General features: G+C 64.9%; 22 protein-coding genes. 15 read left to right on the top strand and 7 right to left on the bottom strand.

What is annotated here, in order from left to right; all coding sequences use genetic code 11:
- Positions 1–107: 107 nt before the first annotated feature.
- Positions 108–2,543: a transketolase-like TK C-terminal-containing protein gene (locus OSH12_RS20120; RefSeq protein WP_266345407.1), complete on the top strand. Its 2,436-nt coding sequence runs from the start codon at positions 108–110 to the stop codon at positions 2,541–2,543.
- A gap of 227 nt (positions 2,544–2,770) precedes the next feature.
- Here OSH12_RS20120 and OSH12_RS20125 read toward each other — a convergent pair whose 3' ends face one another.
- The 3 genes from OSH12_RS20125 to OSH12_RS20135 all read right to left on the bottom strand — a co-directional run bounded on the left by OSH12_RS20125 (position 2,771) and on the right by OSH12_RS20135 (position 5,800).
- The gene (locus OSH12_RS20125; protein WP_266345408.1) at positions 2,771–3,592 is read right to left on the bottom strand and encodes an inositol monophosphatase family protein; all 822 of its coding nucleotides are present in this window, start codon (positions 3,590–3,592) and stop codon (positions 2,771–2,773) included.
- A 154-nt stretch (positions 3,593–3,746) separates the two neighbouring features.
- Entirely contained in the window at positions 3,747–5,081 is a 1,335-nt protein-coding gene (locus tag OSH12_RS20130) for an ATP-binding protein (protein ID WP_266345409.1), read from the bottom strand.
- Positions 5,078–5,800: a response regulator gene (locus tag OSH12_RS20135; protein ID WP_266345410.1), complete on the bottom strand. Its 723-nt coding sequence runs from the start codon at positions 5,798–5,800 to the stop codon at positions 5,078–5,080. Before OSH12_RS20135 ends, OSH12_RS20130 begins: the two co-directional genes overlap by 4 nt.
- 262 nt (positions 5,801–6,062) lie before the next feature.
- On the opposite strand from OSH12_RS20135, the gene OSH12_RS20140 reads away from it, so the two are divergent.
- The 9 genes from OSH12_RS20140 to OSH12_RS20180 all read left to right on the top strand — a co-directional run bounded on the left by OSH12_RS20140 (position 6,063) and on the right by OSH12_RS20180 (position 14,599).
- The gene (locus OSH12_RS20140; protein WP_266345411.1) at positions 6,063–6,758 is read left to right on the top strand and encodes a hypothetical protein; all 696 of its coding nucleotides are present in this window, start codon (positions 6,063–6,065) and stop codon (positions 6,756–6,758) included.
- Positions 6,759–6,861: 103 nt separating this feature from the next.
- Positions 6,862–7,119 (top strand): DUF1344 domain-containing protein, encoded by a 258-nt coding sequence (locus OSH12_RS20145; RefSeq protein WP_266345412.1) that lies wholly within the window; start codon positions 6,862–6,864, stop codon positions 7,117–7,119.
- 306 nt (positions 7,120–7,425) lie between these two features.
- Positions 7,426–8,469: a substrate-binding domain-containing protein gene (locus tag OSH12_RS20150; RefSeq protein ID WP_266345413.1), complete on the top strand. Its 1,044-nt coding sequence runs from the start codon at positions 7,426–7,428 to the stop codon at positions 8,467–8,469.
- 222 nt (positions 8,470–8,691) lie between these two features.
- Positions 8,692–9,723, top strand: coding sequence for an ABC transporter permease (locus tag OSH12_RS20155; RefSeq protein WP_266345414.1), 1,032 nt, complete (start codon positions 8,692–8,694; stop codon positions 9,721–9,723).
- Entirely contained in the window at positions 9,720–10,691 is a 972-nt protein-coding gene (locus OSH12_RS20160; protein ID WP_266345415.1) for an ABC transporter permease, read from the top strand. Before OSH12_RS20155 ends, OSH12_RS20160 begins: the two co-directional genes overlap by 4 nt.
- Positions 10,692–10,693: 2 nt before the next feature.
- Positions 10,694–12,229, top strand: a complete 1,536-nt coding sequence (locus tag OSH12_RS20165) for a sugar ABC transporter ATP-binding protein (protein ID WP_266345416.1) — start codon at positions 10,694–10,696, stop codon at positions 12,227–12,229.
- A gap of 75 nt (positions 12,230–12,304) precedes the next feature.
- A complete protein-coding gene (locus OSH12_RS20170; protein ID WP_266345417.1) occupies positions 12,305–13,306 on the top strand; it encodes a GntR family transcriptional regulator in 1,002 nt (333 codons plus the stop codon).
- A 73-nt stretch (positions 13,307–13,379) separates the two neighbouring features.
- Entirely contained in the window at positions 13,380–13,556 is a 177-nt protein-coding gene (locus OSH12_RS20175; RefSeq protein WP_266345418.1) for a hypothetical protein, read from the top strand.
- A 269-nt stretch (positions 13,557–13,825) separates the two neighbouring features.
- Positions 13,826–14,599, top strand: a complete 774-nt coding sequence (locus OSH12_RS20180; protein WP_266345419.1) for an SDR family NAD(P)-dependent oxidoreductase — start codon at positions 13,826–13,828, stop codon at positions 14,597–14,599.
- Here the strand turns inward: OSH12_RS20180 and OSH12_RS20185 are convergent, their stop codons facing one another.
- The 3 genes from OSH12_RS20185 to OSH12_RS20195 form a co-directional block, all read right to left on the bottom strand.
- Positions 14,600–16,048, bottom strand: a complete 1,449-nt coding sequence (locus tag OSH12_RS20185) for a UdgX family uracil-DNA binding protein (protein ID WP_266345420.1) — start codon at positions 16,046–16,048, stop codon at positions 14,600–14,602.
- A 2-nt stretch (positions 16,049–16,050) separates the two neighbouring features.
- Complete coding sequence (locus tag OSH12_RS20190; RefSeq protein ID WP_266345421.1) at positions 16,051–17,271, bottom strand: putative DNA modification/repair radical SAM protein; 1,221 nt, start codon at positions 17,269–17,271, stop codon at positions 16,051–16,053.
- Between the two features lie 99 nt (positions 17,272–17,370).
- Complete coding sequence (locus OSH12_RS20195) at positions 17,371–18,402, bottom strand: LacI family DNA-binding transcriptional regulator (protein WP_266345422.1); 1,032 nt, start codon at positions 18,400–18,402, stop codon at positions 17,371–17,373.
- A gap of 236 nt (positions 18,403–18,638) precedes the next feature.
- Here OSH12_RS20195 and OSH12_RS20200 point away from each other — a divergent pair, with 236 nt between their 5' ends.
- The 5 genes from OSH12_RS20200 to OSH12_RS20220 all read left to right on the top strand — a co-directional run bounded on the left by OSH12_RS20200 (position 18,639) and on the right by OSH12_RS20220 (position 23,900).
- Positions 18,639–19,661 (top strand): Gfo/Idh/MocA family protein, encoded by a 1,023-nt coding sequence (locus tag OSH12_RS20200; RefSeq protein ID WP_266345423.1) that lies wholly within the window; start codon positions 18,639–18,641, stop codon positions 19,659–19,661.
- Positions 19,662–19,735: 74 nt separating this feature from the next.
- Positions 19,736–20,641: a sugar phosphate isomerase/epimerase family protein gene (locus tag OSH12_RS20205; protein WP_266345424.1), complete on the top strand. Its 906-nt coding sequence runs from the start codon at positions 19,736–19,738 to the stop codon at positions 20,639–20,641.
- Positions 20,642–20,772: 131 nt separating this feature from the next.
- Positions 20,773–21,996 (top strand): ABC transporter substrate-binding protein, encoded by a 1,224-nt coding sequence (locus OSH12_RS20210; protein WP_266345425.1) that lies wholly within the window; start codon positions 20,773–20,775, stop codon positions 21,994–21,996.
- Between the two features lie 178 nt (positions 21,997–22,174).
- Entirely contained in the window at positions 22,175–23,077 is a 903-nt protein-coding gene (locus OSH12_RS20215; RefSeq protein ID WP_266345426.1) for a carbohydrate ABC transporter permease, read from the top strand.
- Positions 23,078–23,087: 10 nt separating this feature from the next.
- Entirely contained in the window at positions 23,088–23,900 is an 813-nt protein-coding gene (locus OSH12_RS20220) for a carbohydrate ABC transporter permease (RefSeq protein WP_266345427.1), read from the top strand.
- A gap of 261 nt (positions 23,901–24,161) precedes the next feature.
- On the opposite strand, the gene OSH12_RS20225 is transcribed toward OSH12_RS20220, so the two are convergent.
- Positions 24,162–25,367, bottom strand: a complete 1,206-nt coding sequence (locus OSH12_RS20225) for a CaiB/BaiF CoA transferase family protein (RefSeq protein ID WP_266345428.1) — start codon at positions 25,365–25,367, stop codon at positions 24,162–24,164.
- Positions 25,368–25,374 lie beyond the last annotated feature (7 nt).

A 25,374-nucleotide genomic window follows, 5' to 3' on the forward strand; every position in this document is an offset into this window, starting at 1 on the left:
GGGCGCCTCAGGATGATGTTCGTGCGGTTTGCAGCTAGCGACACGATGCTGGACCGGGCGTCGCGCCCGGTTCATTCTTGATTGATGGATCGATGGAGGATCGTCCCGTGAGTTCGCCCAGCACCACCTCTCCGGCTTCCGACCGCCTCGCCCTTCTGGCGGAGCTCGAAAAGAAGATCCTCTGGCTGGCGGCGTGGACCATCCACAACGCCAACCACCTCCGCGACAATGCGGAAGGGATCAAGGTCGGCGGCCACCAGGCCTCGTCCGCCTCGCTCGCCACCATCATGACGGCGCTCTATCTCGACGTGCTGCGCCCGCAGGACCGCGTCGCGGTCAAGCCGCATGCGAGCCCGATCTTCCACGCGATCCAGTACCTTCTTGGCCGCCAGACCCGCGAAAAGCTCGAAAACTTCCGCGGTTACAAGGGCGCGCAGAGCTACCCCTCGCGCACCAAGGACATTGACGGCGTCGACTTCTCGACCGGCTCGGTCGGCCTCGGCGTGGCGCAGACGCTCTTCTCCTCGCTTGTGCAGGACTATGTCCGCGCCAAGGGCTGGAGCGGCGAGCATCCCGAAGGCAGGATGATCGCGCTCGTCGGCGACGCCGAGATGGACGAGGGCAACATCTTCGAGGCACTGCTTGAAGGCTGGAAGCACGGCCTGCGCAACACATGGTGGATCGTCGACTACAACCGCCAGAGCCTCGATGCCGTCGTCCGCGAGGGGCTCTGGCAGCGCTTTGAAGCGATCTTCCAGAACTTTGGCTGGGACGTCGTCGTCCTCAAATACGGCGTGCTGCTGGAAGCGGCCTTCCAGGAGCCGGGCGGCGAACGCCTGCGTGACTGGATCGACAATTGCCCGAACCAGCTCTATTCGGCGCTTTGCTTCCAGGGCGGCGCGGCTTGGCGCAAGCGCCTTCTCGACGAGATCGGCGACCAGGGCGAGGTGACGAAGCTGGTCGAGGCGCGTTCGGACGAGGAACTGGCCAAGCTGATGACCAACCTTGCCGGCCACGACCTGCCGACGCTGCTCGACGCCTTCGCCAAGGCAGGCCAGCATGACCGGCCGACCTGCTTCATCGCCTACACGATCAAGGGTTTTGGCCTGCCGCTCGCCGGCCACAAGGATAACCATGCCGGGTTGATGAACCCGACCCAGATGGACGCCTTCCGCACCGCGATGAACGTCCGTCCCGGCCATGAATGGGAAAATTTTGAAGGTCTTTCGGCCAAGCCGGACAGGCTTCAGGCCTTCCTCGACGCCGTGCCGTTCAACAAGCGCGAGAAGGCGGCGGTCTCGCCGCATATCGACGTTCCCGCCGTGCTGCCGACACCCGGCGTCGCCGGCAAGGAGCTTTCGACCCAGGCGGGCTTCGGCCAGATCCTGAACGAGATCTCGCGCGAGGATTCCGACTTTGCCAACCGCATCGTCACCACCTCGCCGGATGTCACCGTCTCGACCAATCTCGGCCCCTGGGTCAACCGGCGCGGCCTGTTCGCGCTCGAAAGCATGGCCGACACCTTCAAGTCGGAGCGCATTCCCTCGACCTTCAACTGGGAATTCTCGCCCTCGGGCCAGCATCTCGAACTCGGCATCGCCGAGATGAACCTCTTTCTCATGCTCTCGGCGCTGGGGCTTAGTCACTCCATCAATGGCGAACGGTTGCTGCCGATCGGCACGCTCTACGACCCGTTCATCTATCGCGGTGCCGATGCCCTCAACTATGCCTGCTACCAGGATGCACGCTTCATCCTCGTCGCCACCCCGTCCGGCATCACGCTGGCGCCGGAAGGCGGCGCGCACCAGTCGATCGGCACGCCGCTGATCGGCATGGCGCAGGACGGCCTCGCCGCCTTCGAGCCGGCCTTCGTCGACGAACTCGCCACCATCCTCCGCTTCGGCTTCGACTACATCCAGCGCAATGGCGAAGGCGACCCGGACGAACGGACCTGGCTGCGCGACCAGACCGGCGGTTCGATCTATCTGCGCCTCTCGACCCGGCCGCTCGAACAGCCTGCCCGCACCATCGACGACGAGTTGTCACGCGCCATCGTCGATGGGGCTTACTGGCTGCGGAAGCCCGGCCCGAATGCCGAGGTGGTCATCGCCTATACCGGCGCGGTGGCGCCCGAGGCAATCGAGGCGACCGGCCTGCTGGCCGAGGACCGCCGCGATATCGGCCTGCTCGCCATCACCTCGGCCGACCGGCTAAATGCCGGCTGGACCGCGGCGGGACGGGCCCGCGAGCGCGGCCTCGTGCACGCGCAGTCACATGTCGAACGACTGTTCGCCGACCTGCCGCATCATTGCAGCCTTGTGACCGTGCTCGACGGCCATCCGGCGACGCTGGGCTGGCTTGGCTCGGTCGGCGGCCACCGCACCCGTTCGCTCGGCGTTGAGCATTTCGGCCAGACCGGCACGATCGCCGATCTCTATCGCCACCACGGCATCGACGCCCAGGCGATTGTACGCGCGGCGCTGGCGTTGGCGCCGGAACGCCCGGTCCGCTATCTGCGCGAGGCGTCTGGACCGGGGGTTTAGGGAGGTCGAGCCCTCCTCTCGCATCCCTTGGAGAGGCTGAAGGGAAGGCATGTTCGAAACGCGATCATCATCCTGAGGTGCCCGGCAAGGCCGGGCCTCGAAGGAGGGTTCAGAAGGTACGTCTGTACGCGACAGCACCCACTGGATCCTCCTTCGAGGCTTCGCTCACGCGAAGCACCTCAGGATGATGGTGGAGCGGTTCGATCTACCATGAAGGCTCGACCGCCTCAGACGATCGTCTCGGTCGAGGCGCCGGCCTTTTCCAGCAGCGCGACCAGGCCTGCCTTCATCTGCGGTGCGCCGCCGGCGATGCGGTTGCCCTCCAGCATGCCTTCGCCGGCGAGGAAATCGTTGTGCCAGCCGCCGGCTTCCTTGATCAGGCAGAGGCCGGCCAGGCAATCCCACGAATTGATGTGCTGCTCGTAATAGCCGACGAGCCGTCCGCAGGCGACATAGGCGAGCATCAGCGCGCCGGAACCGTTGCGATAGAACATGCCGCCGGCTTCCAACAGCACGGTGACGAAGCGGCCGACATCTTCCGGCGGGATGCGGTGGTTGCTGCCGAAGCCGAGCAGGCCGTCCTCGATGGTGCGCGACGGGGCAACCGTGATCGGCACGCCGTTCAGGAAGGCGCCGAGGCCCTTGGCGCCGGCGAAGAACTCGTCGCTGACCGGGGCGAAGATGACGCCGATCTCGGCCTCGCCTTCGACCGCGACGGCGATCGACACGCACCAGTGCGACAGGCCGTTCAGGAACGGGCTGGTGCCATCGATCGGATCGACGACCCAGAGCACGCCGGACTTGCCCTCGACCAGGCCATCTTCTTCGCCAAGCACGCCATCTTCCGGGAATTTTTCCGCGATGCGGGCGCGGATCAGAACCTCGACCTCCCGATCGGCGATGCTGACGACGTCCTGGCCACCATGCTTGAATTCAACGGCGAGCGTCGAAAGCCGCTCGAAATAACCGAGCGCCAGCGCTCCCGCCTCGCGCGCGATCTCCTGGGCCAGGGTGAAACGGGCGGTGCGGTCTTCGATCGAAAGGGTCACGAGTTTTCCATTCAGGCAGGGTTGCGCCACGACACTAGAGCGTTTTTGGCGCGATGTGGGTAGCAGTTCGCGTGAAGAAAAACGCGACGCGGCAAGCCGCTAGCACGACAGCATGACGGCGATGCAACGGTCGGACGTCTCCAGCCGGATGGTTTCACGTGGCACGGAAAGCGTCGGGCTCATCGGCCACCGGTTCAACCGGCGTAGCTGCCAGCGGCAGGGTGATTTCCTGAACGAGGCCACCTTCCGCGCCGTTGCGCATGATGATCTGCCCGCCGAGACGCTCGACGATCTCCTTGGCAATGGCAAGGCCGAGACCCGCGCCGGGCACGGACTGGCGTCGCGCCGGATCGACCCGGAAGAACGGCTCGAAAGCGCGCTCGATCATGGCCTGGGGGATGCCCGGCCCCTGATCGACGATGCGGATCACGGCGACGTCGCCCTCGCGCGAAAGGCTGACGGTGCCGCCGCCGCCATGGGTGGCGGCGTTGATCATCAAATTACGCAGCGCCCGGCTCAGCGCCAATGGCGCGGCGGACACGTGTACGGGTTCAAGCGCCCCCGCATCGATCTGGCGGCCCTGCGCCGCCAGCTCCGTCGTCAGGCGGCGGACCAGCACGTCGAGCTGCACCGGCTCGCGCTCGCCTGCCTCCACTTCCTCGCGCACGAGGCGGATGGCGCTGTCTGCAATCCGGTCGAGCTCGTCGAGATCGTTCAGCCAGTTCTGCCGCTCGCCCTCATCGAGGAATTCGGCGCGAAGCCGCATCCGCGTCATCGGCGTGCGAAGGTCGTGGCCGGCGGCGGCGACGAGGCGCATCCGGCTTTCCATCGCGCTTTTCAGACGCGCCGACAGGCGGTTGAGCGCGCCTGCGGTGGCGCGTGTCTCGGCCGATCCGGTTTCCGGCAATGCCGGAAGCACGCCATCGGCGCCGACCGAGGCAATCGCCGCCTCGATCATCTGCAGCGGCTTGGTCAGCCGGTTGGCGATCACCAGCGCGATGCCGGCCGCGCCCAGGATGATCGCCAGCATCCAGCCGATCAGGATGACCCAGCCGGCCTGGGGCGGGGTCGTGTTGGATAGCGGCACGGCGATGTAGCCGAGATTGTTGATCGGGATCGACACGATGGGCGGAGCATGGGGTCGCGGCTGGGTGACGACGACATCGCGCGGACGGCCGACATGCTCGAGCACTTCGCGCAGCGCCTCGGTCAGATCTTCATGCACGGGACCGCGCGCCGGCTTATCGCGGATGCGGATTCCGAGATCCTTGCCGCGCATCGAGCCGCGCAGCACCTCGCCATCGCGAAAATCTTCGGGATGGCGTTCGACGAGCTGGGCGATCAGGTCGATCTGGATGGCGGCGGGGCCGATCAGCCGGCGCGGTCCAGGCTCGCCGATAATGCTGACGGCAGCCAGGGTAGCGAGCCCGACCACAGCGACGATCGCGCTGATGACCAGCAGGCCGATCTTGAGGCGGAGCGAGTTCACGCCTGCCCCTCCGTCTCGACCTTCACGGCCAGCTGATAGCCGCCATTTCGCACCGTCTTGAAGATCTGGAACTTGCCGTCATCGCCGAGCTTGCGACGCAACCGGCTCATCAGCACGTCGATCGAGCGGTCGAGCGGGTCGGCCTCGCGGCCCTGGGTCAAATCGAGCAACTGTTCGCGCGATAGTACGCGGCCGGGACGGTCGAGAAAAACGATCAGCAGGTCGAATTCGGCACCGGTCAGCACGATCGCGTCGCCTTCGGGATCGATCAGCGAACGCGTATCCGGCGCGGCGACGAAGCCGGCAAACCGATAACTCGTCGTGGCGGGCGGCGCCTCGGCCACATCGGCGGAGCGACGCAGCACGGCGCGGATGCGGGCGACCAGTTCGCGCGGGTTGAACGGCTTGCCGAGATAATCGTCGGCGCCGATCTCCAGCCCGATGATACGGTCGACATCCTCCTTCAGCGCGGTCAGCAGGATGATCGGGATGTGCGGACGGCGATCGCGCAGTTGGCGGCAGATGTCGAGGCCCGACCCGTCCGGCAGCATGACGTCCAGCACGATCAGGTCGATCTGCTGGGTCGCCAGCTTCTCCTCCAGCTCGCGCTTGTCGGCGGCGAGCGTGACACGCAGGCCCTGGCCATCGAGATAGCGGCCGAGCAGCCGGCGGATTTCCAGATCGTCATCGACAACCAGTATGTGCGGCGCGTTGGGCATCAGTAACTCGGCCTCTTGAACCTTATTGGAAGGCGGTCGGCGGAAATTCTCCGACCACCGCACTAGATCGTAGTCAAAGCTCTACCCGCTCAACTTCCTGCCGGGGCGGTTTTTTCGTAACCGAGCGTCTCAAAACGACCGATGGAAACATTTCGAAACAAAATCGTTGATCGCAGACACGCTGGGAAACGAACCGACCTACCGAGGAAACAGCCGCTCCCTAGCTTCGGATTGTGTCCAGCGTAGCCATTGGAGATTTTCGATGAAGCGTACTCTCGCAGCTCTCGCCATCCTCTCTCTCGCCAGCGTCTCGGCCGTCGCCGTCGCTCCGGCGTTTGCCAAGTCCGAAGCCAGCGCCGAAGCCTCGACCCAGAGCGGCGACCGCGGCGAAATGAAACGCGGCCCGCATGGCGGCAAGCACGCCGGCAAGCATGAAGGCCGCGGCCAGATGCGCGGCCATGGTCCGCACGGCCCCCGCGGCGAACGCATGCAGATGTGGCTCGCCCAGAACCTGAATGCCGCCGAGACCCTGATCGGCATTCGCGCCGACCAGCACGATGCATGGCGCGACTACACCAATGCCCTGCTCGCCATGTTCCAGCCGCCGGCACGCCCGGCGCCGCCGGCCGCCGGCGCTGCACCGGAAGCCAAGCCCGCTCCGCAGGCCTTTGCCCGCGAAGAGCGACTGGTCCAGCGCGCCACCGAGCGCGCCGCCAAGGCTGCCGAGCTTTCCAAGGCGATTGACGCGTTGAAGGCCAAGCTGACGCCGGAGCAACTCGAGAAGCTGGCCCAGGCCGACCTGCGCTTCGGTCCGCCGATGGGTCCGCGCGGACACGGTCGCGACCGGGGTCCCGGCCATGGCCCGGAGCGTGGCCAGCAGGAACAGGGCCAGCAGGACAACGGACCGCAGGATGGCGCGGCAGCGCCGGACGACGGTGACGCCCCGCAGGCCGAGTAGACGCTGAAGCCTCCGCTTCACCGGTAGCGCAACAAGGCGAACCACTTGTGGTTCGCCTCCCCTCTCAACACAGGGTCGAACCCATCGACCGGGAGACAGTAAAATGCGTAACCTCATCCTTGCCGCCGCATCCGTAGCCTTCCTCGCCTCGGGCGCCGCTGCGATCGCAGCCGAAGAGACCGAAGGCACCGTGACGAACGTCAATGTCTCGACGGGCACGCTGACCTTGCAGGACGGCCATACCTACAAATTCGCGAACGGCAACCAGCTTCTCGGCGTCCTTCCGGGCCAGGTCGTTGGCGTCTCGCATCAGGGCAATACAGGCATCGCTGCCTTCAACCCCCACCCCACCGACGACTGATCTGCCCTAACCGTTGCATCCTCGCCCGACCGGAAGCGTTCAAAAAAAGGGCGCCCGGTTCAAAGGACGGGAACCTTCGGCTTCCTCCCACATTGACCAACCAGACCTCACTTGTTCTTGAATAAGTTCTGACTTCTGACCCCCCAAATACGGCCCCGCCCTGAACCCCAGGGGCGGGGCCTTTTTTGTTGCCTGTGAGCCAGTCGCCCGCAACGTATATTGCACGCGATATGCGTTCGTGCTTACATCTCCTTCGCGAACGTCGGACTGGTGGAGCAGGCCGCGTTGTCGCTGAGGGAGGACATCATGAATCACCGCCACCATGGCGCGCGCTTGCGCGCCCTGCCGTTGCTTGCTGCCGCTTTGTTCGGACTGGCCGGCGCCGCGCACGCATCCGACAACAAGATCGCGCTCATTCCGGGCGGCCCGCATCCGTATTTCGCCCCCTGGGAACAGGCCGGCAAGGACGCGGCGAAGGACTTCGGTATCGCCGCCGTCGACTTCAAGGTTCCGGCGGAATGGAAGCTCAACCTGCAGACCGAGCTCGTCGAGAGCCTCGTGACCCAGGGCTACACCGCCTTCGGCATCTTCCCTGGCGATGCTGTCGGCATCAATTCGACCGTCGAGGAACTGACGGCCAACAACATCCCGTCGCTGGCGCTCGCCGGCTGCGCGCAGGACCCGACCAAGGTCTCGTTCTGCTTCGGCACCGACGTCTATAATTCCGCTTATCTCGGCACCAAGGCGCTGATCGAAGCGCTCGGCGGCAAGGGCAAGATCGTCCATCTGGCCGGCCTGCTCGTCGATCCGAACACCAAGCTGCGCATGGATGCCGTCGAAAAGGCAGCCTCCGAGACCAACGGCGCGGTGACGGTTGTCCAGCACATCACCGATACCGATGCGCAGGAAGCGGCCGACCAGAAGATCAACGCCCTGCTCGGCGCCCAGAAGGACGAGATCGACGGCCTGATCTCGACCGCCTACATCCCGTCCGTCGTCGCGGCCAAGTCGCTGCGCAATCTCGGCGACAAGCGCATCAAGCTGGTCGGCATCGACGACGACCAGATCGTTCTCGACGCCATCAAGGACGGCTTCGCAGCCGGCACGATGGCGCAGAACCCCTACGGCCAGGGCTATGTCGGCGCCTACGCGCTCGACCTGCTCGCCAGCGGCACCTGCACGGTCAAGGCCGATGCTCCCTTCGTGAAGACGCCGCAGACCGAGCGCTTCATCGATTCGGGCACGCTCCTGATCAGCAATGCCAACGCAGCGACCTACAAGGACGATCTGAAGAAGATCACGACCGAGATCCAGACGTCCTTCAAGGACAAGTATCTCGACTGCAAATAAGCGGTAGTCGCTTAATCTGCATTCTTGGGATGATGGCGGATATCAAACGCCGCCATCATCCTGAAATGCCGCGCAGCGGCCTCGAAGGAGGCTTCCGCCTGCCGAAACCTCTGGATCACCCTTCGAGGCTTCGCTGACGCGAAGCACCTCAGGATGATGCCGGTAAAAATCCGGTCAAGGCGCCGTCTGCCGCGTCTCGCCATCCTCACACATGGCTTCACCATGACCCCATCCTCCGATTCCCGTGCGCGGCCTTCCTGGCTGGCGGAACAGTCGAATTTGATCGGCCTCGCGGCCATCATCATCCTGTTCTGGTTCCTGTTCACCAGCCTCGCCCCCGGCTTCGTCTCGTCGTTCAACCTGTTCGCCCTGTCGCGCTCGCTCGCCGTCGACATCGTGATCGGCTTCTCGACCATGGTCGTGCTGGCGACCGGCGGCATGAACCTCGCCATCGGCTCGATCGGCGTCTGCGCCGTGATGGCGTCGGGCTATCTGATGCAGACCATCGGCCTGCCGATCCCCGTCGCCATGGCGCTGGCATTGTTGCTCGGCGCGTTCCTGGGCTGGCTGAACGGCTTCGTCATCGTCCGCTCCGGCGTCAATTCCTTCATCATCACACTCGCCAGCGCCAGCCTGTTCCTCGGCGGCATGCTCATCCTCTCCAAGGCGCAGACGTTCAACGCGCTGCCGCCGGAGATCGCCGCCTTCGGACGCATGCGCTGGGGAGGCTTCGTGTCGCCGCTCCTGCTGGTGGCGCTTGCCATCGGCGCCGCGCTCGTCGTGCTGTTCCGCTTCACGGCGCTGGGCCGCGAGATCCTCGCCGCCGGCGCCAATCCGCGCGCCGCAGAGCTTTCCGGCGTGCCGGTCGGCCGCGCCATCATCATCGCCCATACGCTTTCCGGCGCGTTGGCGGCTTCCGCAGGGCTAATGCTGGTGTTCCGGCTCGGCGCCGCCATGCCGTCGATCGGCCAGGACTGGCTTCTGCCGTCCTTCCTCGCCCCCGTGCTCGGCGGCACGCTGCTGGCGGGCGGTTTCGTCTCCGTCGTCGGCACCATTTTGGGCGCGCTTCTCGTGACGACGCTGCGTTCGGGCCTGCTCGTGATGCAGATCGGCAATTTCTGGCTGCAACTTTTCCTCGGCCTGATCCTGCTCGCCGCCGTCATGATCGATCGCTATCGCGGCGTCTACGCCGAGCGCCGCAGCCTGGGCCGCAAGACGAACCTTGGTCGCAAAGAGTCAGGACGCCGCGCATGAGCCAGAACCGCAACCTGACATTCGGCCAGCGTTTTCTCGCCAATGAATGGTCGGCGCTCGCCGTCGCCATCGTCATCGGTCTTGTCACGCTGGCGACGCTGTCATCGGCCTTCCTGACCGAGTTCAATCTCTATGTGATGCTGCGCTCGTTCTGCGTCGTGCTAATCGTCGCCTTCGCGCAGATGCTGACGCTCGCCGTCGGCCAGATGAACCTTTCGGTCGGCGCGCTCGGCGGCCTCGTCGCCATCGCCGTCGGCGGCATGATGGAAAAATGGGGCTTTCCGGTCCCGGTCGCGATCCTTTGCGGCCTCGCCATCGGCGCCGGCGGCGGGTTGATCAACGGCCTGCTGACCGTGCGCACCGGCATTAACGGCTTCATCATCACGCTGGCGACGGCCTCCGCCTTTACCGGCATCAATCTCGGCATTACCGAGTCGATCCCCTTCTACAACCTGCCGGCAAGCTTCGTTGCCTTCGGCACCGGCCGCATTTCGGCCCTGCCCTATCTGCTGCTGCCGCCAGTCCTGATCGCCATCGCGCTCGCCTTCTTCCTGGCTCGCACCGTGCCCGGACGGCAATTGCTTGCCGTCGGCGGCAATCCGCAGGCAGCCGAGCTTTCCGGCATCCCGCGCGACGGCGTGATCGTCATGGCGCATACGCTGTCGGGCCTGCTCGCAGGCGCCGCCGCCATCCTCGCCGTCGCCCAGCTCGGCTCGGCCCAGCCGTCGATCGGCGTCGACTGGCTGCTGATGTCGTTCGCCGCCCCGATCATCGGGGGCGCGGCACTCGCCGGCGGCCATATCTCGGTCGCCGCCACGGCGCTCGCCGTCGTGCTGATCGTCATCATCCAGAACGGCATGGTGCTGGCCAAGGTCGACCCTTACTGGGTGCAGTTCCTGCTCGGCGCACTGATCCTCGCCGCCGTCGGCTTGAACCGGCTGCGTGCCGTCCGCGCGGGAGGCGCCTGATCATGCGGCTCACCATTGAAGGCATCGGCAAGGATTTTCCCGGCGTCACGGCGCTTGACGACGTCTCGTTCGAGATCCTGCCCGGCGAAACCCATGCCCTGATGGGCGAGAACGGCGCCGGCAAGTCGACGCTGATCAAGATCATCACCGGCCTCTATCGGCCGGATCGCGGCCGGCTGCTTGTCGACGGCAAGCCCGTCGACTTCACCTCGCCGCGCGACGCGATCGCCGCCGGCATCTCGGCCGTGCACCAGGAGCGCAACCTGATACCGCGCTTCACGGTCGGCGAGAACATCATGATCGAGCGGCCGCCGACGCGGAACGGCGTCATCGACTTCGACAAGGTGCATTCCGAAGCGCGGCGATTCCTCGACATGATCGATCCGACGATCGACACCCGGACGGAAGTCCGGCACCTGTCGGTGGCGCAGATGCAGATCGTCGAGATCGCCAAGGCGCTGTCGCTGGAAGCCCGCGTGCTGCTGCTCGATGAGCCGACCGCCTCGATCACCGGCCATGAGGCCGACGCGCTGTTCGCCGTCGTCCGCCGCCTGCGCGACGAGGGCAAGGCGATCGTCTTCGTCTCCCACAAGCTCGAAGAAGTGATGGCGATTTCGGACCGCGTCACCGTGCTGCGCGACGGCCGCATCGCGGCCGCCGGCCAGCCGATCGCCCAGATGGATCGCGGCAAGATCGTCACCGCCATGATCGGCCGCGAAGAGCGCGTCGCCGAGATGGGGACGCGCAGCGTCGACCGCACGAAGACCGTGATGGAGGCGCGCAACGTCGCCACCTCGCTCGGCCACAAGAATGTAAGCTTCCAGCTGCACAAGGGCGAGATTCTCGGCCTGTACGGCCTCGTCGGCGCCGGCCGCACGGAGCTGGCGCGCGCGCTGATCGGCGACGCCAGGATCGTCTCGGGCGAACTGCGCCTGAACGGCAATCCGGTCACGATCCCGGACGTGCCGACGGCGATCCGCCGCCACCGACTTGGCTACATCTCCGAGGATCGCAAGGCCGAGGGCCTGATCCTCACCCATCCGATCCGCTCCAACATTGCCATCTCGGTCTGGCGGCGCATTGCCTCGGCGCTCGGCCTGATCACCCGCGCCGACGAGCGGCGCATCGCTCATCCGCTCGTCGAAAAGCTCGAAGTGAAGACGCCGTCGATCGAACAGGCGGTGGGCAAGCTTTCGGGCGGCAACCAGCAAAAGGTGTCGATCGCCAAATGGCTGGCGGCGGGCGTCGAGATCCTGATCATCGACGAACCGACCGTCGGCATCGACATCAAGACCAAGACGGCGATCCACGAGCTGATCGGCGAGATCACGCGGGAGGGACTTTCCGTCCTGCTGATCTCCAGCGACATGCCGGAGATGATCACGCTCGCCGACCGGATCCTGGTGATGCGCGACTTCGCCATCGCCGGCACGATCGAAAATACGCGCCGCTATGAGCCGATGAGCCGCGAGATCATGGGCCTGATCCATGCCGGCAGCGCCGACGCTGCCCCGGCCGCCGAGACGGCGCATGGCTGAGACGCTGCCGACCAGGGCCGCCGCCATTTCGGGTGACGGCTTCGGTTCGGCTGGCCGTGAGGAGAACACGTCGCGATGAGCGCGGTTTCCGAGACCGGCGATGCCGGGCTGCCGCTCTATGAGGTGATCTATCGCGTGTTGCGGCAGCACATTGTCGACGGCGTCTTGCCGGATGGGCTCGTCGTCGGCGAGACAGCGCTAGCACGCGCCTTCCAGTCGAGCCGCATCCCGGCCGGTGCCGCGCTAAAACGGCTGGAGGACGAAGGACTCGTCACCCGTTTCGGCGGACGCGGGCTGATGATCGGCGGCGATGCCACGGCGCCGCCGCTGCGCCTGGACCTGATCGACGCCGGGCTGACGCTGCCACGGACGCGGATGCTGGAGCCGAAGACCCGCAACCGCCGCGCCGCGATCTATCCCGAGATCGAGCATATCGTCGCCTGCTGCCTGCCCTATGGCCGCTTCCAGCTGAACGAGAGCCTGCTGGCCGACTATTACGGCGTCAGCCGCACGGTCGCGCATGAGGTGCTCACGCGCCTCGACCGCGCCGGCCTTGTCACCCAGGACGTCAATCAGCGCTGGTATGCCGGCCCCCTGACGCCGGAACTGCTGCGCGAACATTTCGAAGTGCGCTGGCTGCTTGAGCCGATCGCGCTGGAACAGGCGCTGCCGCATCTCGACCAGGCCGACCTGCGCGTCCGGCACGAGCGGATCCGGCGCGTGCAGGCGGGAACGCGCACGCCGGCCGGGCTGGAGCAACTCGAAAACGACCTGCATGTCGAAACCGTGCTCCGTTGCAGCAACAGCCAGCTTCGCGATGCGATCCGTCGCAGCCAGTTGCCCCTGATCGCCATGCACGAGACATTTCAACGACACCGCGACACCGACGAGATCGAGATCATGCTGGGCGAGCATCTGGAGGTGTTCGAACAGTTGCTGGCCGGGCGGCCGGCGCTGGCGCAGCAGGCGCTTGCCGGCCACCTGAAGCGCTCGGTCATCTCCAACCTCGAACGATTGACGAAGCTTGACCTGCAGGGGCGCCGGCACCGCGTTCCCTTCCTGATCGCCGTCGGCTGAGACAATCACGATCCCGCTGGAACCGAACTCGCACGGGCGTGTTTTCTCGATGAGACACTCGAGGAGACGCAGCATGTCGACGCCTTATGACAAGGAAAAGCCCGGCGGCAACAGCAGCTTTGGCAATCCCAACCGGCCCGCTGACATCCAGGGCGACAAGCCCGACAAGCAGGCCGAGCCGCACGACCCGGCGAAGCCACCGGCTCCGACCGACAAGACGCCGCCCGGCGTTCCGCGCCAGGATGGCTGATCACTGACGCCTGACACAGTTTCGGCCGATGCGCAGTCTGACCCGTCGGCCCGAAGGCGACGGGCCCGAATTCTCCCCCGATTCCGGCCCGTCGCCATCTGTATCGCGCGTGCTCGCTGAAATCAGCCCGAGCCCGGAGCGTCCATCCCCTTGAGAACCTGCGTGAAAACATCCGGATTCGTCGCCTGAGCGGCGCATCCTTCGTGACGGCAAGGGTATCCTTGGCTAGATTGCCGCCACCGCAAGCGCAGGTTCTCAGGAGGAACGGCATGTATCTCGAAAAGCTCCGTCTGGACGGCAAGGTTGCTCTCGTGACGGGTGGCGGCCAGGCCATCGGCCTTGCCAGCGTCGAGGCCCTCGCCGAGGCGGGCGCGAAGGTCATCATCGCCGATCGCGACGGCGCCATCGCCGAGACCGGCCGCGACAGCCTGAAGGCCAAGGGCTACGACGTCGACATCGCGATCATGGACGTGACCAATTCGGCGCGCGTCAACGAGGTTGCCGACGAAGTCATCGCCAAGCACGGCCATATCGATGTCCTGGTCAACAATGCCGGCATCGCCCGCAGCATGACCCCGGCCGAGACCGTCACGGACGAGCATTGGCTGAACGTCATCGACGTCAATCTGAACGGCACGTTCTGGTGCTGCCGCGCCTTCGGCAACCACATGTTGAAGGCGGGCCGCGGCTCGATCGTCAACATCGGCTCGATGTCCGGCTTCATCGTCAACAAGCCGCAGGAGCAGGCCTTCTACAATGCCTCCAAGGCCGGCGTGCACCATCTGACCAAGTCTCTGGCGGCCGAATGGGGCGCACGTGGCGTCCGCGTCAACGCCGTCGCGCCGACCTATATCAACACGCCGCTCAACGCCTTCGTGAAGACCGACGCGAAGATGTATGACGCCTGGATCGGCGGCACGCCGATGGCGCGCATGGGAGAAGTCGAGGAAATCGCCTCGGTCGTTCTGTTCCTCGCCGGCGACGCCGCCAGCCTGATGACCGGATCGGTCGTCGTCGTCGATGGCGGCTATACCTGCTGGTAGTCAGGCCGCGTTGGCGAACGCGGCCACCCGCCGCAGATCCTCGAGAAAGCGCGCGTGCTCGCGCGCTTTCATCGCCTCGTCCGGCAGCCGCAGCAGGTAGGACGGATGAATCGTCGCCAGCAGCGGCGCACCCTCCAGCGTTTCCAGCCTTCGCTGCCGCGCCACTTCCAGCGTCATTGGCTGTCCCGTCAGGCTTCGCACCGCCGTCAGGCCCAGCGCCACCACCAGACGCGGCCGGAGAATGTCCAGCTCCTGTTTCAACCACCAGCGGCAGGCCTGGATTTCCGAGACATTCGGCTTCTGGTGCAGGCGTCTTTTGCCGCGCGGCACGAATTTGAAGTGCTTCACCGCATTGGTGACATAGACGCGGCCGCGATCGATGCCGACCTCTTCCAGCGCCGCGTCAAACACCTTGCCGGCGGGGCCGACGAAGGGCCGCCCGGCCAGATCTTCCTGATCGCCCGGCTGCTCGCCGACAAAGACGATCCCGGCGTCCTCCGGCCCTTCGCCGAATACGGTTTGAGTCGCCGGCACCCCCAGCGGACAGCGCCGGCATCCGGATGCGGCCTCGCGCAATGCCTGGATCGAGCCCAGAGGCTCCACCACCGATGCGACGGGAATTTCGACCCGCGTCCGCTGCGGGCGGGGGTTCGGCGCGGTGGCCGCGAGAGCAACCATATCGACGCTTCGGCGCTCCGCCTGGTCGATCAGCGGCTTGATGAGCGAGGCTTCCGGCAGATTGCGCCAGTATTTTTTCGGCATCTCCGACATCATCGCCTGCACCTTGAGCCGGGCCGGATTGAAGATCGCCGCGTAATAGCGCCGCCAGAGATCTTCCAGCTTGTCCTCGGTCGGCGCTTCGCTGCGCTCGACGCCCTCCGACAGTCGGAGAATCTCGCCGTCCCAGTGGACGCTGCGCTCCGGCGTCAGGATCGACCAGCGCATCGACGCGAACCGGCGCGCGAAGAACGGCGCCGCCGCCTCGACGATATGGTGTTCCGGCTCGAACCAGGCGACGAAGCACTCGCCCGCCTCGGTCTCCACAGTTCGAAAGCGCACGAAGGCGTGCATCTTGTGAATGTCGCGCCGGACTGACCTTGCAAGACCATTTAGCCGGACGACCAAGGGATCCACGCTATCCTCAAGTGCGTCATGATTATCCTTGAGCCGGCAAATCATCTGGTAGAGCAGCGCGAAGCGTTCGGGATCGCGGTGCAGGATGACCGTTTCGGCGAGACCCAGAAAGGCTCGCGGCACGGAAAAGGCCGGGCCTTCCGGAGCGGACGACGCCTGCGGCGAGGCAGGCAACCCGCCGAAAAGATCCGACTCGGCCGCGCCCTCGACCACCCAGGCGATATCGGCGGGATCGACATCTTGCCGCGCCAGCCGCCGGGCCGCCTCGCGCCACCCCCGGATGTTGGTCGGCCCTGTGAGCGCGATCCGGTGCATCGCTAGAACGGCAATTGCATCTGCGTCGGCTTCGGCCGCAGCAAGGCGGAGAGGCGCTCGGAATCGAGCAGGCCGGACGGCTTGTGATCGCCGAGCACGACGAAGGGCATCAGCTTGGCGAGCGGCAGGCGCAGTTGCACCAGATCGTCGCTGCGGATCGTCCGGTAGCGACGCGCCGAAATCAGCCGCTCGACCGTCTTCGACCCGAGCCCCGGCACGCGCAAAAGTTCTTCGCGGGGAGCGCGGTTGAGATCGACGGGAAAGCGGTCGCGATTGGCCAGGGCCCAGGCGAGCTTCGGGTCGATGTCGAGATCGAGCATGCCGCCCTTACCGCCGATTTCCGAGACCTGGAAGCCGTAGAAGCGCAGCAGCCAGTCGGCCTGATACAGCCGATGCTCCCGCATCAGCGGCGGCGCCTTGGGCGGCAATTTAAGGCTTGAATCCGGGATCGGGCTGAAGGCCGAATAATAGACCCGCTTCAGCCGGTACGAGCCATAGAGATTGGCCGAGAGATCGAGGATCGACCGATCGGTCGAGGCGTCGGCGCCGATGATCATCTGCGTGCTCTGCCCGGCCGGCGCGAAGCGGCGGGCGTGCTTCAGGTGCTTTTCCGACTTCGCCTCATCCAGCTTGAGACGTAAACGGCCCATCGTGCGGCGAATCGAGGGAATGCTCTTTTCCGGCGCAAGGGCCGTCAACGCCGCCTCGGTCGGCAATTCGACATTGATCGACAGGCGATCGGCATAGAGCCCCGCTTCGGTGATCAACGCCTCGCTCGCCTCGGGGATCGTCTTCAGGTGGATGTAGCCGTGAAAGCCGTGATCGAGCCGCAGCGATTTCGCCACCGCCACCACCTGCTCCATCGTGTAGTCGGGGTTTCGGATGATGCCCGACGAGAGGAACAGCCCCTCGATATAATTGCGGCGGTAGAAATCCAGCGTCAGCTTGACGATTTCGGCGACCGTGAAGCGGGCGCGCGGCACGTTGGACGAGGCTCGGTTGACGCAATAGAGGCAATCGAAATTGCAGGCATTGGTCAGCAGCACTTTCAGCAGCGAGATGCAGCGGCCGTCGGGCGCATAGGAATGGCAGATGCCCATGCCTTCGGTCGAGCCGATGCCCTTGCCGGCGGCGGCATGTTTCTTGTCGGTGCCGCTAGAGGCGCAGGACGCATCATACTTGGCGGCATCCGCCAGGATCCCAAGCTTTTCCAGCATATCCATCGTCGCGCACCCTCATAGTGTTCACGATATGTTCTAGGGCTATCAAGCGATGACGACAAGGGCCTGCCGGTTGCAACGGCGGCAAGCCGGGCGCGAGTTTCAGGGTTGCAGCGGCGGGTCGCTTTCGCCGGGGACCAGTTCCATCGGCCAGATCTTCTGCACCACGCCCTGCGGATAAAGATCCTTGTAGGCCGGCATGGTGGCGAGCAGGGATTGCGCCAGTTCCACGCCGACGTCGTGCAGCGACAACCGGTGACAGGTTAGCGTCGGCGACAGGAAGCGGGCTTGCGGGCTCTGGCGGAGACCGATGATCGCCATGTCCCGGCCCGGCATCAGCCCGGCGTCATGCAGGCGGCGATAAATCCCGATCGCGAGGCTCTCATTGACGAGCACGACCGCCGTCGGACGGTCCGGCAAGGCCAGCAGCTTGTCGCAGATGGCGTAGCCGCCGCGCTCGGTAATCTCGCCGCGAATGACGATGTCCGGATCATAGGCAATGCCATGCTCGGCCAGGGCGCGGCGGTACGAATCCTCGAAAATGTAGCTCAGATTGATGCCGCTCGCCGTGTTGGCGAGTGCGATTCGGCGATGGCCGCGCGCCACCAGCCGCGCCACCGCCCCCGTGGCGACGCTATCGAAATCCATGTCGATCCAGGAGTGTTCGCCGCCCGACTGGCTGCGTCCGAGAGTGACGAACGGAATGCCGCGCTCGATCAGGAAATCGATCCGCGGGTCGATGCGCTGGGTCGCCGAAATGATCAGCCCATCGGCGAACTGGCGCGAGACGACGCGGCGGACATGGTCGAACGGATCGTCTTCCGACGAACAGGGCAGCACCACCAGGTCGAGCTTGTGGCGGGCGAAGACGGCCTGCACGCCATCGAACACGCTCATGAAGAACGTGTCGCCCTGCGACTTGGTCTCGACATTGGTCTCGATGGTGAAACCGATGACGTTGGTTGTTCCCTGGCGCAGGCTGCGGCCGGACTGATTGGCAACATAGCCCATGGCCTCCGCCGCGGCGAGAACGCGCTTGCGGGTCTCGGGATTGACATCGGCACGCCCGTTCAGCGCCCGCGACACGGTGCCGATCGAGACGTTCAGATGCTGCGCCAGTTCCTTGATGCTCAACGGAGCGTCTCCTCCCATCGCCAGGCCGACCTGCCGAAGCGGAACGCCTTGCGTACATCATTTTCAGCGGGGCGTGCACCCAGCCAGCACACATCGACCGCAGGTTGCTTCGTTCCCCACACTTGACAAGCGTACCTCAATTTGGTGTCATCGTAAACGTTTACGGCCTTGTTGCACCGCACCGTAAACGTTTGCGGTGCAACGATTGAGGAATTGGCCGTGGGAGGAAAATCGGAATGCAACGTGCCGTATTGATCGGTTGCGGAGCGATGAGCCGCGCCTGGCTCGCCGCCGCCAAGACCATCGACAATCTCCAGATCGTCGGCCTCGCCGACATCAACCCCGACGCGGCCCGTGCCCGCGCGGCGGAGTTCGAGCTTGGCGATATCGTCATCGCCACCAACATCGAAGACCTGATCGCCGAGGCCAAGCCGGATGTCGTCTTCGACGTCGTCATCCCCGGCGCCCGCCATCACATCGTCTCGACTGCGCTCGCCGCCGGTTGCCATGTCCTCTCCGAAAAGCCGATGGCCGAGACCCTCGACCAGGCGCGCGACCTGATCGCCCGCGCCAAGGAAGCCGGCAAGCTGCATGTCGTCGTGCAGAACCGCCGCTATCTCGAAGGCGTTCGCCGCATCCGCAACGCCATCGACCAGGGCGCCATCGGCGACGTCACCTCGATCCATTGCGACTTCTTCCTCGCGCCGCATTTCGGCGGATTTCGCGAGGAAATGGACCATGTGCTGCTGCTCGACATGGCCATCCACACCTTCGACGCCGCCCGCTTCATGTCGGCCAACGTGCCGGAAGCCGTCTATTGCCGCGAATGGAACCCGAAGAACTCCTGGTACAAGCAGGGCTCCTCGGCCGCGGCGATCTTCGAGTTCGGCGAGGGCGTGATCTTCAACTACCGCGGCAGCTGGTGCGCCGACGGGCTGATGACGAGCTGGGAATCAGCCTGGCGCATCGTCGGCACCAAGGGAACGCTCGTCTGGGACGGGCACCAGGACATTCGCGCCGAGATCGCCGGCAAGGCGATCGACGGCCTCTTCTCTGAGGTGGCTGCCAGCGAGATCCCTCCACTCGCAGAGTCCGACCGGACCGGTGGCCACCTCGGGGTCATGCAGGATTTCATCGCCGCAACGCGCGGCGGGCCGGAGCCGGAAACGGTCGGCCACCAGAACATCAACAGCCTCGCCATGGTCTTCGGTGCGATCGAAAGCGCCGAGACCGGACGTCGCGTCGAAATCACGATCTGACCCTTTGCCGGGTCGCGTCTTGTTGACGCGAACCGCACCGCACTTCGCCCGAAAACGTTCTAGGGAATGATGTTTTGACCAATCCGCTTCTCGACATCCGCATCGGCACGATGATCAAGGGGAACATCCCCGATCCGGCCGCCTACGTTAAGCAGATCCTGCCGCTCGGCTTCGAGTCGATCGAGCCCTTCTTCTGGCAGACCATCGGCGGCAAGGACATTCCGAAGCTCGCGGCCGAGCTCAAGGAAGCGATCGGCGACGCCGACGTGAAGATCGACACACTCGGCATGTTCGGCAACCCGCTCGAGACCACCGACATCGACCAGCAGACGCTGGAAGGCTGGAAGACGCTGATCGACAACGCGCATCTGTTCGGCGCCAAGACGATCGCCGGCTTCACCGGCCGTATCCGCGGCAAGTCGATCGAAGAGAGCCTGCCGCGCTACAAGGAGGTCTGGAGCGAACTGGCCAAGCGCGCCGCCGACAAGGGCGTCCGCCTCGCATTCGAAAACTGCGCCATGGACGGCAACTGGGCGACCGGCGACTGGAACATCGCCCACAACCCGGACGCCTGGGAGCTGATCTTCAACGAGACGCCGGACGACAATATCGGCCTCGAGTGGGAGCCGTGCCATCAGATGGTCTATCTGATCGACCCGATCCCGCAGATCCGCAAATGGGCGCCGAAGATTTTCCACGTCCACGGCAAGGACGCGACCATCCGCTGGGACGTCATCCGCGAAAGCGGCGTGTTCGGCAAGCATCCCTTCGTGCAGATGCGTTCGCCAGGCTTCGGCGACAGCGACTGGACGCGTGTCATCAGCGAGCTGCGCCTCGCCGGCTACAAGGGCTGCATCGACATCGAAGGCTGGCATGACCCGGTCTACCGCAACGAGCTGGAGATCACTGGCCAGGTCAAGTCGCTGAACTATCTGAAGGAAGCCCGTGGCGGCATGTCCTTCATCGCGAACCCGACCTGATCCCAAGGGGCTGTATCCCCCGGATCGGACATGAATACCCCGCCGGATTGCCGGCGGGGACTGCCGGGGCCCTGCCCCACGCCACGCGGAGGAGCGTGGGTTTGATTTGCTCGCCACCAAGGAGGAAACCGATGGCGAATTTCACCAAGACCCTGTTGCTGGGCGCCGCTGGCGTACTGGCCATGACCGCCGCCGCTACGGCGGAGCCCGTCGAGTTGAACGTCTGGACGATCGATCGCCAGGCTGACCCGGGCTACAATTACGTGATGGCGGATGAGTTCATGAAGCTCCATCCGGAAATCAAGATCAACATCAAGCGCGTCGAGTTCGCCGATTGGGCGAATGATGTCATGCGCGCGGTTGCAACGGGCACGACGCCCGACGTCGCCTATGTCGACAATCCCAACACGCCGTTCCTGTCGGCCAAGGGCGCGCTGCTCGACCTGACGCCGTATCTGGCTGAATCGAAGATCGTCGACACCTCGAAGATCTTCCCGGGCCCGCTCTCTTCCGTCACCTGGGACGGCAAGATCTACGGCCTGCCGCGCGGCTCCAACACCATCGCGCTCTACTACAACGCCGACATGTTCAAGGCCGCCGGCCTCGATCCCGAGAAGCCGCCGCAGACCTGGGCCGAACTCTACGAGACGGCCAAGAAGCTGACCGACCCGGCGAAGAACGTCTACGGTCTCGCCTTCTCGGCCAATTCGAACGAGGAAGGCACCTTCCAGTTCCTTCCCTGGGCCCAGTCGACCGGCGCCGATTTCGATCACATCGCCGATGACGGCGCCGTCCGCGCGCTGGAAGTCTGGCAGAAGATCATCGACGAGAAGCTCGCTTCTCCCGACACGCTGATCCGCGGCCAGTACGATTCGATGGCTTCGTTCAACGCACAGAACGCCGCCATGGGCATTTCCGGCCCGTGGGAATTGCCGCGCATGTCGAAGGACGCCAAGTTCGACTTCCGCGTCGCGCTGCTGCCGACCGAGAAGGCCGGCGACACCCGCGCCTCGGCGCTGGGCGAAGGCAACAACGTGATCTTCGCCAAGTCGAAGCACCCAAAGGAAGCCTTCCTGTATCTCGAGTACATGTACTCGCAGATGCCGCGCGTCTGGAACGAGTTCGGCTTCCTGCCGTCCTATCCGGTCGAGGCCAAGGATCCGAAGTGGGCCGATCAGTACGCGGTCTTCGCGGAATCGATGAAGTATGCCCGCGTCCGTGGTCCGTCGCCGGATTGGGCGAAGATCTCCAAGGCGATCTCGACCGGCATCCAGCAGGCGCTGACGCACCAGGCTGACGCCAAGACCGCGCTGACCACCGCGCAGACGACGATCGACGGCATCGTCAAGAAGTAAGCGCCCTCCCAAGCGCACCGCCGGCACGCTGCCTCCCCCTCCCTCGGGGCGGCGTGCCGGCCTCTCCAATTGGTCAAGGCCGCGCTTGCGCCGCCATGCCAATGGCGACAATCCTCACCTCATCGGCAGCATGCGAACGCGCGCACCCCTCGCCCGTTCCAGATCCTGGAGATAGCCAATGTCGGCGCTTCTGCGCAGCCTACGCGATGGACGCGGTTTCGACGTGGCACTGGCCGCTCTCGCGCTCGCCTACCTGCTCGTCTTCTCGGCCTTCCCGCTCATCTACAACATCGCCATGTCCTTCCAGGAAGTGGACATGTTCTCGCTCGGCGACCTGGTTCGGCCGTTCGTCGGCCTCGCCAATTACCGGACGCTGTTCGCGACGCCGGAATTCTGGTCGATCATGAGCAACACGGCGATCTTCGTCATTCTCTGCATCGTCTTCCAGCTCGCCATCGGCTTCGGCCTGGCTCTGTTCTTCCAGCAGGATTTCATTGGCGCCAGCTATCTGCGCGGCCTGTTCCTGGCAGCCTGGATCATCCCGGCGCTGGTCGCCGGCGCGATCTGGAAGTGGATCTTCGCCGGCGATTTCGGCGTGCTCAACTACATGCTGATGTCGACCGGCATCATCGACGAAAAGATCTTCTGGCTGTCGACGCCGGCGATCTCGCTCTATTCCGTCATCATCGCCAATATCTGGCTCGGCATCCCGTTCAACATGATCCTGCTCTCGGTCGGCCTCGCCGGCATTCCGAAGGACATGTATGAGGCGGCCGCCCTCGACGGCGCCGGACCCTGGGGCCGCTTCTGGCACATGACTCTGCCGATGATGCGCTCGACGATCGGCGCGGTGACCTGTCTCGGCGTCATATTCACGCTGCAGCAGTTCGACCTGTTCGCCTCGCTGACGCAGGGCGGCCCGGCCAATTCCTCCAACGTGGCGCAATACTGGTCCTGGCAGCTTTCGTTCCAGAACTACGACATCGCCACCGGCAGCGCCGTCTCGGTGCTGATGCTGGGCTTCGTCATCGTCGTTGCGTTCTTCTACGTCCGCTCGACCCGCCAAGAATACCAGGCCTGAGGAGCGCAACATGAAACGCTATGTCCTGCTCGTCGTCGCGCTGTGCTTCCTGGCGATCTACCTGTTCCCGCTCTACTGGATGTATCTGACCGCCTTCAAGCCGTCGTCGGAGACCTTCACCTATCCGCCGACCTTCTGGCCGGCCGATCCGCAGTTCAACTTCCTGCAGGTGTTCGTCGACAAGAAGATGGACGTCTATCTGTGGAACTCGCTGGTGGTGGCCTGCGGCACCACGGTGATCGCCGCGCTGATCGGCACGGGTTGCGCCTATGCGCTGGCCCGCGTCCGCAATGTCTGGATGGATGTCGTTCTGTTCCTGATCCTGATGATGCAGGTGCTGCCGCCGTCGCTCATGGCGACACCGATCTTCGTGCTGTTCAACCAGATCGGCCTGATCGCAACGCCGCGCTTCGCCGTCATCCTGGCGCAGACGGCCAAGGTGCTGCCGCTCTACATCGTACTCTGCCGGACCTCGTTCATGCAGATCCCGAAGGAGCTCGAGGAGGCCGCGCGCGTCGACGGCGCCTCGCGCATCACCGCCTTCTTCCGCATCATCGTGCCGCTGGCGCGCAACGGCATCCTCGTCACCTCGGTGCTGATCTTCCTGCAGTCGTTCGGTGAGTACGTCTACTCGCGCACGCTGATCTCGCAGGAAGATCTGCAGACGGCGACGGTGGGCCTGATGAACTTCATGGGTCCGAACACGACCGACTGGAACGGTATCATGACCTATGCCGTGATCTATGTGACGCCGATCGTGCTCGTCTTCATGCTCCTGCAGCGCAAGATCGTCAGTGGTTTGACGGCCGGCGCACTGAAGTAGGCGGCTGAAAGCAAAAGGCCCCGCTTCGGCGGGGCCTTTTTTTGTATGCTCTGCATGGCACAGCCCCACCGCGTACCCCCCGACCATCATCCTGAGGTGCCCGGCAAAGCCGGGCCTCGAAGGAGGGTCCAGGAGACGCGCTTGCTCGATCGGGACCGGACTGAAAGTTGCGGTGCTCCGCTGGAACCTCCTTCGAGGCTTCGCTGCGCGAAGCACCTCAGGATGATGGCGGAGCGGGTGGATGAGCCAGGAAGGCCGCCCCTACTTCACCTCGGCCACGGATCCCTTCGCGACCCAGCCATCCACCGTTTCGGCGTCAAAGCCGAACTCGCCGAGGATCTCTCGCGAATGCTCGCCGATGCGCGGCGCCGGGCGCTCGATCTCGGACGGCGTTTTCGACATCTTCACCGCCGGCGCCACCACCTTGACCGTGCCGGCGGTCGGGTGCTCGTAGCTGGTGATCGCGCCGATATGCTTTACCTGCGGATCCTGTTCGGCTTGGAGATGCGTCTTCACCTCGCCGCACCAGATGTCGACGGCCAGCAGCGCGTTCATCAGGTCGGCCGTCGTCCAGCCCTTGGTCAGCGCCGCGAGCTTTTCCCAGACCTCGTCACGCTTGTCGAACAGGTCCTTCGGATTGTCATAGACGAGCAGGCTGTCGTCGCCGAGCACGCCGACGAAGCGCTTGAACGGGCTCATCGCCACCGTCACCCAGCCATCCGAGGTCGGATAGACGCCGAAGGGCGCATCCATGCCGGGATGGCCGATGCCGGAGTTCGGCCGCACGAAATCCTGCTGGAAGTTCATCGCCATCAGCATTTCCTGGCCCTGATGCGCCAGCATGGCCGAGAGCAGGTCGACCTTGATCTCCTGCCCCTCGCCGGAGCGCTCGCGCCAGTAGAGCGCCGAGAGGATGCCATAGACCATGTTCATGGCGCCGACCTGGTCGGAGAAGCCGGAGCCGACCGGCACCGGCGGGCCATCGCCGCGGCCGGTCGCCGCCGCGATGCCGGTCAGGCCTTGGATCAGCATGTCCTGGCCGGGACGCGCGAGATACGGCCCGCTGTCGCCATAGCCGGAGCCCGAGCAATAGATGATGCGCGGATTGACCTTGGCGAAGTCGGCATAGCCGAAGCCGAGCCGCTCCAGCACGCCGGGGCGGAAATTCTGCACCACGACATCGGCCGTCTCGGCGATCTTGTAGAGGATTTCCTTCGCTTCCGGCGCCTTCAGATCCAGCGCCAGAGACCGCTTGTTGCGGTTCCAGGCGAGGAAGTTCGGGCTCTCCGCGCCGCCGACCCAGCGATTGTTGAAGGTCAGCGTGCGGAACAGGTCGCCCTGCCCCGGTCGCTCGACCTTGATGACATTCGCGCCCATGTCGGCAAGCAACTGGGTGGCGAAAGGGCCCTGCAGGAGATGGCTCAGATCGAGGACGGTGACGTCCTTCAGAGCCTTGGCGGCGGTCATGGTCGGT

Source organism: Kaistia terrae, assembly GCF_026344005.1.
GTDB lineage: Bacteria > Pseudomonadota > Alphaproteobacteria > Rhizobiales > Kaistiaceae > Kaistia > Kaistia terrae.